The organism is Bradyrhizobium erythrophlei (genome assembly GCF_900142985.1).
Taxonomy (GTDB): Bacteria; Pseudomonadota; Alphaproteobacteria; order Rhizobiales; family Xanthobacteraceae; genus Bradyrhizobium; species Bradyrhizobium erythrophlei_B.
Genome location: NZ_LT670849.1, coordinates 7,170,284 through 7,186,570 on the forward strand (window position 1 = coordinate 7,170,284; position 16,287 = coordinate 7,186,570).

General features: G+C 61.6%; 15 protein-coding genes. 8 read left to right on the top strand and 7 right to left on the bottom strand.

Going from position 1 to position 16,287, the window contains the following annotated elements:
- Positions 1–7: 7 nt before the first annotated feature.
- Both BUA38_RS34505 and BUA38_RS34510 read left to right on the top strand, forming a co-directional pair.
- Positions 8–1,813 (top strand): PHA/PHB synthase family protein, encoded by a 1,806-nt coding sequence (locus BUA38_RS34505; protein ID WP_072825185.1) that lies wholly within the window; start codon positions 8–10, stop codon positions 1,811–1,813.
- A 115-nt stretch (positions 1,814–1,928) separates the two neighbouring features.
- Entirely contained in the window at positions 1,929–2,327 is a 399-nt protein-coding gene (locus BUA38_RS34510; RefSeq protein WP_072826664.1) for an MAPEG family protein, read from the top strand.
- 40 nt (positions 2,328–2,367) lie between these two features.
- Here BUA38_RS34510 and BUA38_RS34515 read toward each other — a convergent pair whose 3' ends face one another.
- From BUA38_RS34515 to BUA38_RS34535, 5 genes are all read right to left on the bottom strand, one after another.
- On the bottom strand, positions 2,368–2,955 hold the full coding sequence (locus BUA38_RS34515; protein WP_083588147.1) for a class I SAM-dependent methyltransferase: 588 nt from the start codon (positions 2,953–2,955) through the stop codon (positions 2,368–2,370).
- An 11-nt stretch (positions 2,956–2,966) separates the two neighbouring features.
- Positions 2,967–4,016: an N-acetyl-gamma-glutamyl-phosphate reductase gene (argC, locus tag BUA38_RS34520; RefSeq protein WP_172806136.1), complete on the bottom strand. Its 1,050-nt coding sequence runs from the start codon at positions 4,014–4,016 to the stop codon at positions 2,967–2,969.
- A gap of 144 nt (positions 4,017–4,160) precedes the next feature.
- Positions 4,161–5,141 (bottom strand): N-acetyl-gamma-glutamyl-phosphate reductase, encoded by a 981-nt coding sequence (argC, locus tag BUA38_RS34525; protein WP_072825189.1) that lies wholly within the window; start codon positions 5,139–5,141, stop codon positions 4,161–4,163.
- Complete coding sequence (locus BUA38_RS34530; protein ID WP_072825191.1) at positions 5,138–5,806, bottom strand: FMN-binding negative transcriptional regulator; 669 nt, start codon at positions 5,804–5,806, stop codon at positions 5,138–5,140. Before BUA38_RS34530 ends, argC (BUA38_RS34525) begins: the two co-directional genes overlap by 4 nt.
- Positions 5,807–6,044: 238 nt before the next feature.
- Positions 6,045–6,575 carry a DedA family protein gene (locus tag BUA38_RS34535; protein ID WP_072825193.1) on the bottom strand — a complete coding sequence of 177 codons (531 nt, stop codon included), beginning with the start codon at positions 6,573–6,575 and terminating at the stop codon, positions 6,045–6,047.
- A 134-nt stretch (positions 6,576–6,709) separates the two neighbouring features.
- Here BUA38_RS34535 and BUA38_RS34540 point away from each other — a divergent pair, with 134 nt between their 5' ends.
- The 5 genes from BUA38_RS34540 (at position 6,710) to BUA38_RS34560 (ending at position 11,400) form a co-directional block, all read left to right on the top strand.
- Positions 6,710–7,078, top strand: coding sequence for a hypothetical protein (locus BUA38_RS34540; RefSeq protein ID WP_072825195.1), 369 nt, complete (start codon positions 6,710–6,712; stop codon positions 7,076–7,078).
- 106 nt (positions 7,079–7,184) lie between these two features.
- On the top strand, positions 7,185–9,239 hold the full coding sequence (gene parE, locus BUA38_RS34545) for a DNA topoisomerase IV subunit B (protein WP_072825197.1): 2,055 nt from the start codon (positions 7,185–7,187) through the stop codon (positions 9,237–9,239).
- Positions 9,240–9,463: 224 nt separating this feature from the next.
- A complete protein-coding gene (locus BUA38_RS34550; protein WP_072825199.1) occupies positions 9,464–10,258 on the top strand; it encodes an outer membrane protein in 795 nt (264 codons plus the stop codon).
- Positions 10,259–10,409: 151 nt separating this feature from the next.
- The gene (locus BUA38_RS34555; RefSeq protein WP_072826666.1) at positions 10,410–10,595 is read left to right on the top strand and encodes a hypothetical protein; all 186 of its coding nucleotides are present in this window, start codon (positions 10,410–10,412) and stop codon (positions 10,593–10,595) included.
- A 34-nt stretch (positions 10,596–10,629) separates the two neighbouring features.
- Positions 10,630–11,400: an SDR family NAD(P)-dependent oxidoreductase gene (locus BUA38_RS34560; protein ID WP_072825201.1), complete on the top strand. Its 771-nt coding sequence runs from the start codon at positions 10,630–10,632 to the stop codon at positions 11,398–11,400.
- Between the two features lie 131 nt (positions 11,401–11,531).
- On the opposite strand, the gene BUA38_RS34565 is transcribed toward BUA38_RS34560, so the two are convergent.
- Together BUA38_RS34565 and BUA38_RS34570 are read right to left on the bottom strand one after the other, a co-directional pair.
- Positions 11,532–12,767, bottom strand: coding sequence for an FAD-dependent oxidoreductase (locus BUA38_RS34565; protein ID WP_072825202.1), 1,236 nt, complete (start codon positions 12,765–12,767; stop codon positions 11,532–11,534).
- 51 nt (positions 12,768–12,818) lie between these two features.
- Positions 12,819–14,285: a caspase family protein gene (locus BUA38_RS34570; protein ID WP_425304995.1), complete on the bottom strand. Its 1,467-nt coding sequence runs from the start codon at positions 14,283–14,285 to the stop codon at positions 12,819–12,821.
- Positions 14,286–14,690: 405 nt separating this feature from the next.
- Between BUA38_RS34570 and BUA38_RS34575 the strand changes: the two genes are divergently transcribed.
- Complete coding sequence (locus BUA38_RS34575; RefSeq protein ID WP_072825207.1) at positions 14,691–16,133, top strand: DEAD/DEAH box helicase; 1,443 nt, start codon at positions 14,691–14,693, stop codon at positions 16,131–16,133.
- The last annotated feature ends 154 nt before the right edge of the window (positions 16,134–16,287 follow it).

Here is a 16,287-nt window from a genome sequence, read left to right on the forward strand (position 1 = left end):
TTGCGCCATGACTGATGTGACGACACAAGCCCCGACCGCACCGAAATTCAACGCCGAAGCGTTCGCGATGAACATCGCCAAGGCGATGGAGAGCGGTGGACAGGCGCTTGCGGCCTACCTCAAGCCGGCCGCCAATGGCGAGGTACAGGACAAGCCGCCGAACGAACTTACCGAACTCGTCAAGACCTTGAGCTCCGTCGCAGAGTATTGGCTGTCGGATCCCGATCGCGCCAACGACATTCAGACCAAGATCGGCAAGGCCTATCTTGACCTCTGGGGCAGCTCGGTGCGGCGCCTCGCCGGTCAAGAAACCGCCTCCGTGATTTCGCCCGCGCCGCGCGACAAGCGCTTTGCCGATCCCGAGTGGAAATCGAACCAGTTTTACGATTTCGTCCTTCAGCTCTATCTGCTGACGACGCAGTGGGCCAACGACCTCGTCCGCGATGCGGAAGGACTGGATCCACATACCCGAAAGAAGGCCGCGTTCTACGTCCAGCAGATCACCAACGCGATCGCTCCCACCAATTTCGTTTTGACCAACCCGGAGGTGCTGCGCGAGACGGTGACCTCGAATGGCGACAATCTGGTGCGCGGCATGAAAATGCTGGCGGAAGACATCGAAGCCGGGCATGGCACGCTTCGCATCCGCCAGTCCGACCCGTCCAACCTGCAAGTCGGCGTCAACATGGCGACCACGCCGGGCAAGGTGATCTATCAGAACGACTTGATGCAACTGATCCAGTATTCGCCGACGACCGAAAGCGTGCTGCGGACGCCGCTTCTGATCGTGCCGCCCTGGATCAACAAGTTCTACATTCTCGATCTCAAGCCGGAGAAATCCTTCGTCAAGTGGTGCGTCGATCAGGGCATCACCGTGTTCGTGATCTCCTGGGTCAATCCGGACAAGAGTCTCGGAGCCAAGACCTGGGAAGATTACATGAAGGAAGGTCCGCTGGCGGCGATGGACGCGATCGAACGCGTCACCGGCGAAATGAAAGTCCACACCATGGGCTATTGCGTCGGCGGCACGTTGCTCGCGACGACGCTGGCCTGGCTCGCGGAAAAACGCCGCGTCCGCGTGACGTCGGCGACGTTCCTGGCGGCCCAGGTCGACTTCACCCATGCCGGCGATCTCCTGGTGTTTGTCGACGAAGATCAGATCTCGGCCATCGAACGCGACATGAGGGCCTCAGGCGTGCTCGAAGGCGCCAAGATGGCGATGGCGTTCAACATGCTGCGATCGAACGACCTGATCTGGTCCTATGTCGTGAGCAATTACCTGAAGGGAAAGGCGCCGTCGTCGTTCGATCTGTTGCACTGGAATTCCGACGCGACGCGGATGCCGGCCGCAAACCATTCCTATTATTTGCGCAATTGCTACCTGGAAAACCGGCTCTCGTCGGGCAGCATGGTGCTCGACAACACCCTGCTCGATCTGTCGAAGGTCAAGGTTCCCATCTACAACCTCGCCACCCGCGAGGACCACATCGCGCCCGCCGATTCCGTGCTTTACGGCTCGCAATTCTTCGGTGGCCCCGTGAAATATGTGCTGTCCGGCTCGGGACACATCGCAGGCGTGGTCAATCCGCCCAGCTCCGGAAAATACCAGTACTGGACCAACGACAATATCAAGGACGTGACGCTGGCCGACTGGATCAAGAACGCCCAGGAACACAAGGGCTCCTGGTGGCCGGACTGGCGGCAATGGCTGGAGACGATCGACCCCGAGCAGGTTACGGCCCGCGAAGCCGGCGCGGCCGCATTGCCACCGATCGAGGACGCACCCGGCAGCTACGTGCGAGTACGTGCATAAAGCCGTAACGTCTCGCGCTCGCATGGCGTAATGTCATCGCCTGATGTATAGACTGCGATCCCGAAGGGAATTCACGTTTTAAATCTGGCAGGGGGAAACCATGACGCCTGGACTGATGACGGCTGAACTGTTCTGGCTGACCTTGACGGTCATTCTGACCGGATTTTTGTGGGTCCCCTACACCCTCAATCGCATCATGGTTCGGGGCCTGGTCGGCTCGATGGCCAATCCGTCGCGCAACGACAAGCCGCATGCGGAATGGGCGACGCGGCTGATGTTCGCGCATGACAACGCGGTCGAAAACCTCATCGTTTTTGCGCCGCTGATTCTGATCCTCAGCGAACTCGACTATTCGACCAAATGGACGGTCTATGCCGCTGCGGTCTACTTCTGGGCGCGCGTCGCGCATCTCATCGTCTATACGCTCGGCCTGCCGGTGTTCCGTACGCTGGCGTTCACCATCGGCTTCTTTGCGCAGGTTGTGTTGGCGCTCGCGATCTTCAAGATCGTCTAAATGCGCGAGGCCGCGGCGCCGCCAACGCGCTCGCCTGACTTCAATCTTTGCGCATGACGAGATGCAACAGAGTGTCTGGCGTCCCGTCAAAACTCTTGATCTCGCTTGTATCGAAGCTGATCGTTTGCCAGGGCCCGGCCGCGGCGTAGGTCGCGAGAAGCCAGTCCGCTGAGACATAGTTGTAATATCGGCCGAGCGAATCCCGCCCGTCGCCCTCGCCCGCCTTGTAGCTCGCATAGAACACGCCGCCGGCTTTCAGCGCGCGGTGAATGCGCGCGAGAATTCCGGCGAGCTCTTCTTTCGGCACATGCAACAGACAGGCGCTGGCCCAGACGCCATCGAACACTTCACTTTCTTCCAATTCGTCGAAGCGCATGGTCGCGACGGGATGATGGAGCCGTCGCGAGGCGATCTCGGCCATTTCGGGCGAGCCGTCGGTGGCGCGCAGGGCAAAGCCGCGTGCCAGCATTTCGGCGGCATGACTGCCGGCGCCGCAACCAAGTTCGAGAATGGAAGCACCCGCAGGTAACAATCCGAGAAAGCCGATTAGCCGCGTCGACGGCGCTTTCGCCCAATCGGCATAGGCTCTGGCGTTGCTTCGGTAGAATTGCAACGTCTCATCGTCCACGGTCGGCCTCATTATGGAAACAGCGCGATCTGCTCAAGCCCTGTCGCCTCGGGCCAACCGAACATCAGGTTCATGTTCTGGATCGCTTGCCCCGCCGAACCTTTCACCAGATTGTCGAGCGTTGCAATGACAATGGCGCGGCCGTTGATGCGATCAGGAAACACGCCGATCTGAACATAGTTCGAGCCACGCACATTCAGGGTCTGCGGTATCACGCCCTCTTTCGCGATATGCACGAATATCTCATCCCGATAGGCCCGCTCCAACGTTGCGCGCAGATCGTCCACCGTGGCCCCGCTGAGCCTGACGTAGCAGGTGCAGAGCTCGCCCCGCGCCATCGGAATCAGATGCGGCGTGAAGTTCACCGTGATGGGGGCGCCCGCGGCGACACCAAGCTCCTGCTCGATCTCCGCTGCATGCCGGTGCGTGCCGACGGCGTAAGGCGACAAGCCCTCGCCCGACTCGCTGAACAGCGTGTTCTGCTTCAACCCGCGCCCCGCTCCCGTCATGCCCGACTTGGCATCGATGACGATATCGCCTGCGTCGATCAGTCGAGCCTTGACCAGCGGCATCAGCGCGAGCAAGGCCGCGGTCGGATAGCAGCCCGGACAGGCCACGAGGCGCGCTGCGGCGATTGTCTCACGATAGAATTCGGTCAGCCCGTAGACGGCCTCTTGCTGCAGATGCGGTGCGCGATGCTCGTGGCCGTACCATTGCGCATAGGCCGCGTTGTCGCGGAGGCGAAAATCCGCCGACATGTCGAGGATCTTGATGCCGGGATTGGCTTTCAGCACCGCGGCGATGACGTCCTGCGTCGTGCCGTGCGGCAGGCCGCAGACGACCGCATCGAGCCTGGTCCAGTCGACCTTCTCCCATTCCACCAGTGTCGGCAGGTCGAGCACGAAGAAATGCGGAAACACCTCGTTCATCGGCTTGCCAGCGTGACTATTGGCGGTGACCGCGGATATTTCGACATTCGGATGCCGCGCAAGCAACCGTATGGCGTCCGAGCCGGTGTAGCCGGACGCGCCCAGGACTGCGACCTTCCTCTTGATACTCACGGCTCGTTCCCTTTGGTCTTGATTTGCGTTCACGAATGCCTGCCGCCCGCCGGGAGGCAGCGTCGTGCCGAGCAGCGAGCGCGTGTGCGCCCACCGTTCGGTGGATTTCGGATTATGCCGGTTGGGCTTGCGGCGCCTGCCGCCTCAGCTATCGGAAAGGCCCAGCATCAGCCGCATGTTCTGGACGGCGGCTCCCGAGGCACCCTTGCCGAGATTGTCGAGGCGCGCAACCAGGACGGCCTGGCGATGCTTGTCGCTGGCAAAGACGTAGAGCTCGAGCTTATTGGTATCGTTAAGGGCTTCGGGCTCCAACTTGCCGCTCCTGGCGGCTTCGTTGTCGAGCGGAAGCACCGAAACGTAGCGGCTGCCGGCATAACGCTGGCTCAACGCTGCGTGCAGCTCTGCGCCGCCGACTTTTCCCGGCAGTGCATCGAGCTGCAGCGGCACCGAGACCAGCATGCCCTGCCGGAAATTGCCGACCGACGGCACAAAGATCGGCCGATGCGTGAGCTTCGAATAAAGCTGCATCTCCGGCAAATGCTTGTGCTCGAAGCCGAGCCCGTAGAGCTCGAAGGACGGCGCGCTGCCATCCTCAAAGCTAGCGATCATCGATTTGCCGCCACCGGAATAGCCGCTCACCGCGTTCACGGTGACAGGATAGTCCGGAGGCATCAGTCCGGCATCGACGAGCGGCCGCAACAGCGCGATGCCGCCGGTCGGGTAGCAGCCGGGATTGGCAACTTTCTTGACGTTTCGAATCTTGTCGGCCTGGTCGGCAGCGAGTTCAGGAAAGCCGTAAGCCCAGTCCGGCGCGACGCGAAAAGCGGTCGACGCATCGAGAATCTTCGGCGCAGCCGCGCCCATGCCGTCGATCAGCGCCACGGTCTCTTTCGCTGCCGCATCCGGCAGGCAGAGAATCACGAGGTCGACCTCTTCCATCAGCGCGCGCTTGGCGGAGGCGTCCTTGCGCTTGTCTTCCGCGATTGCCTTCACCACGACGTCGTTCTGCAACCGCAGCCGCTCGTTGATGCCAAGGCCGGTCGTTCCCGATGCGCCATCAACGAACACGGCCGACTTCGTGGCCGCACCGGCGGTCTGGCTTTCTTTGGTGTCGGAAACGCTCATGGCACGTTCCTTTCGAGCTCGTCTGTTTCGCCGGCGAAGGCCTCTGGTCTTGCTTTGCGCATCAAATCAGCAATCTGTTGCGAACCTGTGTCGGGGCGCTGTTCCAGCGCACCCGCCACGGCCGCGTAATCGGCTTCGGACTTGTGCTGGTTGAGCTTGAAGCTGCCTTCCACTTCTTCCACCGTCATGACCAGTCCGACAATCGCCTTCTTCATCACCTCCAGCCGCGCCGGCGTCATCTTCGCCGACGTCCACGGCTTTTTCGGCAACAGCCAGTTCTCGAACTTCGCACTAAGCGTGTCGATTTGAACCGCGAGCTCGTCGTCCGACAGGACCCGTACCGTCCCGGTCAGATGGACCGACTGATAGAGCCAGGTCGGCACCTGGTCCGGCGAGACGTACCAGTCGGCCGATACATAGGCATCTGGACCGTTGACCGCGAGTAGCCAGGGGGTCGCGCCGTCCGCGAACTTCAGCAGCGGATTGTGGCGAGCGACGTGAAACAGGGCCTGAGGCGTACCGTCCCCGGCATGGTTCAAATAGAACGGCAAGAGCGAGGCAACCGGCCGCGCGCCATTCCAGGCGCAGATGGTGCCGAATCCGCGCTCTTGCGCAAACGCGAGGCTTGCGGCGCGATCCTGCTTGAACATCGGGGGCGTATACATCTCAAACTCCTGCGTGGCTGAACCCTTGAGTGAGGCCGCCGGGATCAGATGCGCTGACAGGAGAGAATGCCGCGGATCGGATCCGGCGGCAAAGGCGATGATCTAAACGCGAACAACCGCCCTAACCGCTGAAATGCGGCGGCGGCGACGGGCGACAAAATGGGTCACGGCGTTGATCATGGTGCGCCGCTATAAGGCCGGCGCCGCCCGCCGTCAAGGTTTTGAACGCAAATCCTGCTCAAACCACCCGCCACAGCCATTCGGCGATCACGGCAATTACGTCGCCGAACACGAGCAGCGCCCCGGACCAGACAAACGCCGACACGAAATTGGCGATCTGGAATTGCCAGTATGGCATTTCGAAAATCCCGGCCGCGAGCGGCACCGAGGCACGAAGGGGTCCGAAAAACCGCCCGATGAAAATGCTCGGCACGCCCCAGGATTTCACGAAGGCCTCGCCGCGCGGCAATATTTCGGGATAGCGCGACAGCGGCCACATCTGCGCGACCTGTTCTTTGTACTTGTAGCCGAACCAGTAGGAGACCCAGTCGCCGAGTGCAGCGCCAATTCCGCCGGCAACGCAGAGCGGCCAGAAACTGATGCCGCTGACACCTATCAGGGCGCCAATGGCCACCAGTGCTCCCCAAGCCGGGATGAGCAGTGAAATGAACGCAAGCGATTCGCCGAATGCCAGCAGCAAGACGATCGGTGCGGCCCACGCCTGATGATCGCGCACGAAATCAGCCAGCGCGCGGGTATATTCTTCCATCCCAAAAGGCCTTTCCCGGCAATCGATCTGTTTAAGCTGGCTCAATCGGGAACATCAAGTCACAATGGCTGCGCAGGGCACGGCACTTCCGCCGATTCCCGATTACCAAAAAAGTTAATATGAGGACGCAGCACATGATTGGCTCGTTGATGATTCGCACCGCGACCGTGCTTCTGGTGGTCGGCATGATCTGGGGAATCGAAATGGGCATTCGGCAAAGCTTTTCGCTGGCTCCCGCGCATGCGCATCTCAACCTGGTCGGCGGCGTTCTCTTGTTCGCGTTCGGGCTTTACTATCGGTTGGTTCCGGCCGCCGGTCAAAGCGCACTGGCGAGGTGGCAGGGCTGGTTGCACATCGCAGGCGCCATCCTGTTTCCCGTCGGCGTGGCCGTCGTCATTGCCAAAGGCGAGGCCTTCATCGTCCTGCCGATCATCGGCTCTTTGGTCGTGCTGACTGCGACGGCGCTCTTTGCGCTGATCGTTTTCCGTACCTCGCGCGCTTAGAGGCGGCCCGGACGGCCCCCTTACGGCCGTCACTTTTAGAGCTCATCCGTGGCATAGTCGTCGAAAGCGATTCGTCGCGCCACCCCTTCGCATCACCTGAAGAGCTATGCCCAAGCCACTGAAATCAAACGCTAAAGCCAAGCCATCCGACGACCTCTTCGAGGCCACGCCGAAAGCCCGTCCGGCCGCCAAGGCGGCGTCGCGTCCGAATAATGCCGAGGCCGGCTACACCGCGCGCGACATCGAGGTGCTCGAGGGGCTCGAGCCGGTCCGCCGCCGGCCAGGCATGTATATCGGTGGCACCGACGAGAAGGCGCTCCATCATCTGTTCGCGGAAGTGATCGACAACTCGATGGACGAGGCGCTCGCGGGCCACGCAACGTTCATCGAAGTCGAACTCGAAGCCGACGGATATTTGACCGTCACCGACAATGGCCGCGGCATTCCCGTCGATCCGCATCCGAAATTTCCGAAAAAGTCCGCCCTCGAAATCATCATGTGCACTCTGCATGCCGGCGGCAAATTCGACTCGAAAGTTTACGAGACATCCGGCGGTCTGCACGGTGTCGGCATTTCCGTCGTCAACGCGCTGTCGTCGCGGCTCGAAGTCGAGGTCGCGCGCAGCCAGAAACTCTATCGAATGGTGTTCGAACGCGGCCACCCGAAAGGCAAGCTCGAGGATCTCGGCAAGATCAATAACCGTCGCGGCACCAGAACCCGATTCAAGCCGGACACCGAGATTTTCGGCGCCAAGGCGATGTTCAAGCCGCAGCGGCTGTTCAAGATGGCGCGCTCGAAAGCCTATCTGTTCGGCGGCGTCGAAATTCGCTGGCGCTGCGATCCTTCGCTGCTCAAGGGCGTCGAGGATGTGCCTGCCGAGGACAGCTTTCACTTTCCCGGCGGCTTGAAGGATTATCTCGCCGCCGCAATCCACGCCGACACGCTGGTGCATCCGGATATTTTCTCCGGCAAATCGGGCCGTACCGGCGCGCAGGGCGCCTGCGAATGGGCAGTGGCCTGGACCGCGGATGCCGACGGCTTTCTCTCCTCCTACTGCAACACGATCCCGACGCAGGATGGCGGCACGCATGAATCCGGCATGCGCAGCGCGTTGCTGCGCGGCTTGAAGGATCACGCCGAGCGCGTCGGCCAGGGCAAGCGCGCAGCCTCCATCACCTCGGAAGACGTGATGGTCGGTGCAGCCGTGATGTTGTCGGTGTTCGTTCGCGAGCCGGAGTTTCAGGGCCAGACCAAGGATCGTCTCGCTACCGCCGAAGCCCAGCGCATCGTCGAACAGGCGATCAAGGACCCGTTCGACCATTGGCTCTCCGGCAATCCGGTGCAGGCCAACAAGCTCTTGGATTTCGTCGTCGAGCGTGCCGAGGAGCGGCTGCGCCGCCGCGCCGAGAAAGAGATTTCACGCAAGACGGCGGTAAAGAAGCTGCGCTTGCCGGGCAAGCTCGCTGACTGCACCGACACGGCGGCAGACGGCTCCGAACTGTTCATCGTCGAGGGCGACTCGGCCGGCGGCAGCGCCAAGCAGGCGCGCGACCGCAAGACGCAGGCGATTCTCCCGCTTCGCGGCAAGATCCTCAATGTCGCCTCGGCCACCAAGGACAAGCTGGTGGCCAACGCGCAACTCGCTGACCTGATCCAGGCGATCGGGTCCGGCACCGGCGCGCATTATCGCGAAGAGGATCTGCGCTATTCGCGCATCATCATCATGACCGACGCCGACGTCGACGGCGCTCATATCGCCTCGCTGCTGATCACGTTCTTCTACCGGCAGATGCCGCGGCTGATCGACGAGGGTCACTTGTACCTCGCAGTCCCGCCGCTGTTTCGCCTGAGCCATGGCAGCAAGACGTTCTATGCCCGCGACGAAGCGCACCGCGACGCCCTGCTCAAGAGCGAGTTCAACGCCAACGCCAAGGTCGACGTCAGCCGCTTCAAAGGCCTCGGCGAGATGATGCCGGCGCAGCTCAAGGAAACCACCATGGACCCGTCGAAGCGCACCCTGCTGAGGGTGGTGCTTCTGGCCGACGACCGCGAAGGCACCGCCGATTCGGTGGAGCGGCTCATGGGCACCAAGGCGGAGGCACGTTTTGCCTTCATCTCCGACAAGGCCGAATTCGCCAGCGAGGAGCTTTTGGACGTCTGAGAACGCGATTCTCTGGCGTCCTACCGCCGGAACCGGGCCGGGAGGTAAAATCCTCCCCTTTCCCGCTGATTTTTAAGGATTTTTTACCCTCGAGACGCCGGTGGATTTTGTCGTTTTCGGCCAGGTGTGCCTCGCCGGCCACAGCTTTTTGGACGGAAACGTTTATAAATGGGGGCAGAATCGAGACGCGTCGACGGCGGCGCTTAGCTTTGAGGGACTGAAAAATGAAGAAGTTGGTGTTGGCTTTGACCGCGGTTGCGGCGTTCACTGGATCGGCTTTCGCGGCCGACCTTCCCGCGCGCACCTACACCAAGGCTCCCGTGATGCCCGAGCCCGTGTACAACTGGACCGGCTTCTACATCTTCGGCGGCGCCGGCGGCGGCGTCTGGGATGCAGACAGCCTCAGCGTGAACGCGGCTGGCAACGCAAACACCATCACCCAGCGTACCGGTGGCGACGGCTGGTTCGGCACGGTCGGTGCCGGCTACGACTGGCAGTTCAACCACTCGTGGGTCGCCGGTATCTTCGCTGACGGTCAGTTCGGTAGCCTCCGTGGCTCGCTCAACGATGCCGCGCTCAACTTGACCGGTACCGAAAAGCTTCGTGATACCTGGGCGGTCGGTGGCCGGATTGGCTACCTCGTCGCTCCGAACGTCTACTCTTACGTCAATGCCGGTTACACGCAGTCTTATTGGTCGGGCGCTTCACTTGGTCCGGTCAGCGGCGTGCCGCTCACCGCTGCGAATGCCGTCTCGACGGCTTCGTTCAACAAGGGTGGCTGGTTCGTCGGCGGCGGCGTCGAGAACAACCTGAACATCTTCGGCATCACGGCGCCGGGCTGGTTCATGAAGACCGAATATCGCGCGGCCTACTACGACAAAGCGACGTTGGCCGAATCTTTCTATGGGACCGGTGTGCTGACTGGCACCTCCACGACCTTCCACCCGCTCGTGCAGACGATCTCGACCTCGCTGGTCTATCGCTTCAACTGGGGTGGCCCGGTCGTCGCCAAGTACTGATCGCCTCTAAAATCGACGTTCAAAAGCCCCGGCATCGTCCGGGGCTTTTTTGCATCTTGATGCCAAAGCCCATTGTGACGATGCGGCTGGCCGTCTTTAAATGCCGCCGGGCCATAACAACCCTAAAAAGAACGCCGCCAGAGGAAACCCCATGCGTAACTTGCTGCTTGTGCTCGGCCTCATCGCGCTGGCCATCGGCGTCCTGTGGATCGGACAGGGCACCGGTATGATCACCTGGCCCGCGTCGAGCTTCATGATCCGGCAAATCCAATGGGCGGGCTACGGTGCGGCGCTATCCGGCCTTGGCCTGGTGCTGATCTGGCAGAGCAAGCGTTAGACTCAGAACAAAGAGTGCCAGCAGGAGCATCCATATGACGGCAGGACTGTTTGACCTCAACGGCAAGGTCGCGATCGTTACCGGCGGCAATGGCGGCATCGGCCTTGGCATGGCGCGCGGGCTGGCGGCCGCGGGTGCGGCCATCGCTATCGTCGGCCGTAACGAAGCCAAATCAGCCGATGCGGTCGCTGTCCTCGTAAAAGCCGGTCCAAAGGCCCTTGCGGTTGCGGCCGATGTCACCGACGAGGCGGCGGTCGACGCCATGGTGATGCGCGTTCGCGGCGAGCTCGGCCGGATCGATATTCTCGTCAACAATGCCGGCATCAACATCCGCAAGCCGCCGGAATCGCTTGATCCCAAGGAGTGGGACAGCGTGATCTCGACCAATCTCACGAGCGCATTCCTGTGCTCGCGCGCGGTTCATGCGGCGATGAAGGCTGCCGGGGGCGGCAAGATCATCAACATCGGTTCGATGATGTCGATCTTCGGCGCGAGCTTCGCGCCCGCCTATGCGGCGAGCAAAGGCGGCATCGTGCAGTTCACCCGCTCCTGCGCGGTGGCCTGGGCCACGGACAACATCCAGGTCAACGCGGTGCTGCCGGGATGGATCGACACCGAGCTGACCAAACGCGCGCGCGAACAGATCGAAGGCCTCCATGACAAGGTCCTGGCGCGCACGCCGGCGGCGCGCTGGGGCGTCGCCGACGATTTTGCCGGGATCGCGACATTCCTTGCGTCAGGCGCGTCGGACTTCGTCACCGGCACGGCGATCCCGGTCGATGGCGGCTACTCAATCATGGGTTAAGCAGAGCGTTTTCGAGCGAAGCATGCCCTCGGACTTGATCCGGGGGTGGGTACCGGTTCGCGTGAAGAAAACGCGTCAAACCGAAAACCTTCAGGCCCGTCTGCTTCAATCCAATCCGGTCTGAAGGACGCCTACGCGGCCGGCGAATGCACGTGTTCGGGACGCACCCCGACCGCCATCAGGCGGCCGGCCAGCGCCTGTAGCCACGGCACAGAGCTGACGATGCGCAGGAACATCGGGACCCGAAGCGGCTCATCGCCGGGCTTGATGACGCGGCTGATGAGATTGTTCTGAACCGCCACCTGCATGGCCTGCGTCATCCGCACCGGAAAAGTGCGCCGTTCCCGCACGGCATCGAGTTCTTGTTCGGAAGGGCAGCCGCGGCTGTCTTTCAGCGCCACGAGTTTCGCCGCCAGCAGGTTGGCGGTTGCGACTGCGTCCTGAATCGCGAGGTTGACGCCGACACCGCCGATCGGCGACATCGCATGCGCGGCATCGCCGATGCACAGCAGTCCCGGCCGGGTCCATCGCTTCAGGCGGTTGATTGCAACTGTCAGCAATTTGACGTCGTCCCACGTCTTCACATCCGACATGCCGGCATCGAGAACCGGCGCCATGCCGGCGATGTCGCTGCGAAAGGCATCAAGCCCCCTCGCCTTCACGGCATCGAACTGGCCCTTGGCGATCACATAGGCGCACTGCCAGTAGTCGCCGCGATCGAAGGTCACGAGCATCTTGCCGGTCTGAATGCGCGCAAATAGGTTTTCGGTTTCATTCGGCCGCCGGCCGGCGCGAAACCACAGCACGTCCATCGGCGCGCCGATTTCTTCCACGTCAAGCCGCGCACGCTCGCGCACTACCGAGTGTCGTCCGTCACATCCGACGGTAAGGCCCGCGCGAATCTCGACCGGCCCTTCCGGCGTATCGGCATGGACTCCGACGACACGATCGCCGGACCAGATCAGGTCGGTGGCGCTGGCGTTCATCATCACCTGAAGCGACGCAAACCGCTTGCCGCTCTCGCGCAGAAAATTGAGGAAATCCCATTGCGGCATCATCGCGATGAAGGGGTATTTGACGTGCAGGCGGCCAAGATCGGCTACGCGGATGGATTGGTCGCCGAACTTGCCGTCCATCTTCTGCAACTGCTGATGCGGCACTTTCAGAAAGCCGTCGATCAGCCCCAGTTCATCCATGACCTGCAAGGTCGAGGGGTGGACGGTGTCGCCACGAAAGTCCCGAAAGAAATCGGCATGCTTTTCCAGCACCAGCGTTTCGATGCCGGCGCGGCCCAACAGATAACCCAGCATCATGCCGGCCGGGCCGCCTCCGACGATGCAACAATGGGTCTGAATGGTTCGGGGCATCGGCCACGCCTAACAAGCTATGCCGGAGTTTCGCATATTCCGGCGAAGGATTTAACGCCGGAAGCTCTTGATCTCCGACACGCTGCCGTCGCGATAGGTCAATTCCACCGAGACGAATTTGTTCGAAGGCGAGAGCTTCACATAGGGTTTGACGTCGTAGGGAATGGCAATGGGATCCTTCATGTCGCAGGGCGGCATCTTCAGCACCTGATCCGGCACCGACGTGTCAATGCCGATTCTCACCTCGCGAATGGCGCAGCGATACGACACCAGATGGGTGTAATAGACCAGCAGTCCGTTGAATTCGCGATATGACAGCCAGCTCGTCGCGGTCATGTCGAGGATCTTCCGCTGGTCGCGGATCAGCGCAGCCTCCGGATCGAACTTGATCGGAAACGGTCCCTGCATGTTGCCGGACGCGTCGATGTAACGTACCTCGATCGTCGCCGCCGGCGTGTCCGCGGCCAGTTCGACCGACGGGTTGGGCATCCGCTTGCGCGTTCGTTGATCGAGGCTGTCGAGGAATCCGGTTTCGCGGAAATCGCCGCTGTTTCCCATCCGCCAGGAAATGCCGAGCGTCGGATCGGCGATCGAAAATACCACGCTCCAGCCGCCATTGTGGCGGGAGAACATCGCGATCGGCGCGTTGACGGCGTCGTCCTGCGGCGGCCGCGGAATTGCCGCTGGAGAAAGTGCAGCGACCTGCTTGGCCGGATCGGCAGATTTGTCGGCAGGCTTCGCGGCTTCGCTGGTTTGCGCCTTCTCATTGCCGTTCAAAAAGACGTCGTCGACCATCTGGTCGAAATAGACGGGAATCTGCTTGTGGTTCACCGTCTCCGCCATTTCGCTGACGATACGGCGGGTGTGCTGGGCGACCTGCACGAGATTTTCACCCGGTTGCAGCAATTCCTTGGCGAAGGTGCGCGTGAACACCGAGTTCGGATTGCTGTCGTTGTTGGAGAGGCGATCGAGCGCGGTCTGGCGAGGACCTGCCGAAAACACCGAAAACACGCCTTCCGGCAATTGCGTCATTGGCGCAAGGCCGCCGCCACCCGCCACCGCGCGGGTTCCCGCACGTTCGAACGGGTTGTTGCGGCAAGCGTCGAACACCATAATGGCGGTACGCACCTTCCGGTTTTGCAAGCGCTCAATCACGCGGTCCGCGAGCACCGACGCATCGCGCACCAGTTCTTCCTGGCCTTCTGTCGCGGCCGGCACGTCGGTCGGCAGCAGGAAATTCTGACCGGCGATTTCAAAGCCGTGGCCGGCGTAGAAGAAAAACGCGGTGTCGCCGGGCTCCACTGCCCTGTCGAAGGCAAGCAGCGTTTCGCTGAACGCCTGCCTGGTCTGGTTCTCCGCCAGCATCACCGAAAAGCCGAGTTGCTTCAGCGTCTCGCCCATGACGCGGGCGTCGTTGACCGCCTTCTGTAGCTTCGGGACGTTCTTGTAGTCGTTGTTGCCGACGACGAGCGCGACGCGCTTGGCGGCCTCTGCCGGAACGACCAGCATAAGGGGCATCGCGAGGCCTAGCACCGCCGTCGCAAATCTCAGCCAAGACCGGCCATTCATGTTCATTCCCCTGCACTCTCAGGCGGCCTTGGAGCTCCGGCCATCTAGCGGATAGTCGGCGAGCTGAAACCACAGGTTCAACTGCCAGTCATACAAACCGCCGAGGCGCCTGATTAATCCGTTTTTGTGTCAAAAGATTAAGCTTTTTCAACGCTTGCAGCCTCGTTTCCATTGACTTTGGCGGATGCGCGCCTATGTTCCGGGCTCGAAGCGGCCCGGTATCGAAACGCGATACCTTGATCAAACCGCTTTCCCGCGTATCCGAAAATCCCGTGCAAATCTGCGTGCCGTTCCGGGGTTGAGCGCGACGGTCTTTTTTCAAGATTCCAGACGGCGGTATCTGCCAGAGGCTCAATGTCTTTTTCTCATCTCGGCTTGTCCGACAAGGTGCTCGCTGCCGTTGCGGCCACCGGTTACACGACCCCTACCCCCATTCAGGAACAGGCGATTCCTCACGTTCTGGCCCGCCGCGATGTTCTCGGCATTGCCCAGACCGGCACCGGCAAGACCGCTGCCTTCGTCCTTCCGATGCTCACGATTCTGGAAAAGGGCCGCGCCCGCGCCAGAATGCCCCGTACCCTGATTCTGGAACCGACGCGCGAACTCGCCGCCCAGGTGAAGGAAAACTTCGACCGCTACGGCGCAGGCCAGAAACTCAACGTCGCGCTTCTGATCGGCGGCGTTTCCTTCGGCGATCAGGACTCCAAGCTGACGCGCGGCGTCGACGTCCTGATTGCAACGCCAGGCCGGCTCTTGGATCACACCGAACGCGGTGGCCTGCTGCTCACCGGCGTCGAATTGCTGGTGATCGATGAAGCCGACCGCATGCTCGACATGGGCTTCATTCCCGACATCGAGCGTATCTGCAAGCTCGTGCCGTTCACCCGCCAGACGCTGTTCTTCACTGCAACGATGCCGCCGGAGATCCGGCGCATAACCGAGACCTTCCTGCACAACCCCGAAAAGGTGGAAGTCTCGAAGCCGGCGACAACCGTCGCCACCATCACCCAGTTGCATGTGCCCTCGGGCCGCGAGGCGCACCAAAAGCGTGAAATCCTGCGTCGCCTGCTCCGCGAAGCCAAGGATCTCAACAACGCGATCATCTTCTGCAACCGCAAGCGTGAAGTCGCCGTCGTCTATAAGTCGCTGCAAAAGCATGGCTTCAGCGTCGGTGCGCTGCATGGCGACATGGATCAGACGGCGCGTATGGCGGCGCTCGATCAGTTCCGAAAAGGCGACATTCCGCTTCTGGTCGCCTCCGACGTCGCTGCCCGCGGCCTCGATATTCCGGCCGTCAGCCACGTCTTCAATTTCGATATTCCCCACCACGCCGACGACTATGTTCACCGGATCGGCCGCACCGGCCGCGCCGGCCGCACCGGAACCGCGGTTTCCATTGTTACGTCGCTCGATCACAAATCGTTGGCGGCGATTGAAAAGCTGATCGGACAGAACATTCCGCGTGCCGAAGGCAGCCCGGACGCCGAATTGCCGGAACAGGCGGATGCACGCGAACACGGACGTTCACGTGGTGACGAACGCGAGGGTTCGCGCCGCGGCGGCCGCAAGCGGCGCCGCGATCGTGAGGGCGGCAATAGCGCCGGCCGCAACCCCGCGCCGTCAACACAATCTCCGATTGCGGACGTGGCAGCGGCGCCGGTAACGCCGTCCTCCCCCGGACGCGGTGCTTCGAACAGACCTCGCCCGCCTTCGCAAGGTCATTCGTCATCGTCAGAACCAGCGGATCATTCGCATCTTCCGGCATTTTTGCTGCGGCCGGTTCGCGCCCGCGTCTGATCGGCACAAAATCCCTATATCGGTACGGTTCCCCGTTTAACGGCTCGTTCATCGACCTCCAGTAGCTTGAACACCATTGTTTAAGAGATTGGCGCGATCAGCGAGCCGCCGCTGACCGTCGCGGGGGCTTATTTCAGTGCTGGACGAATTCGAG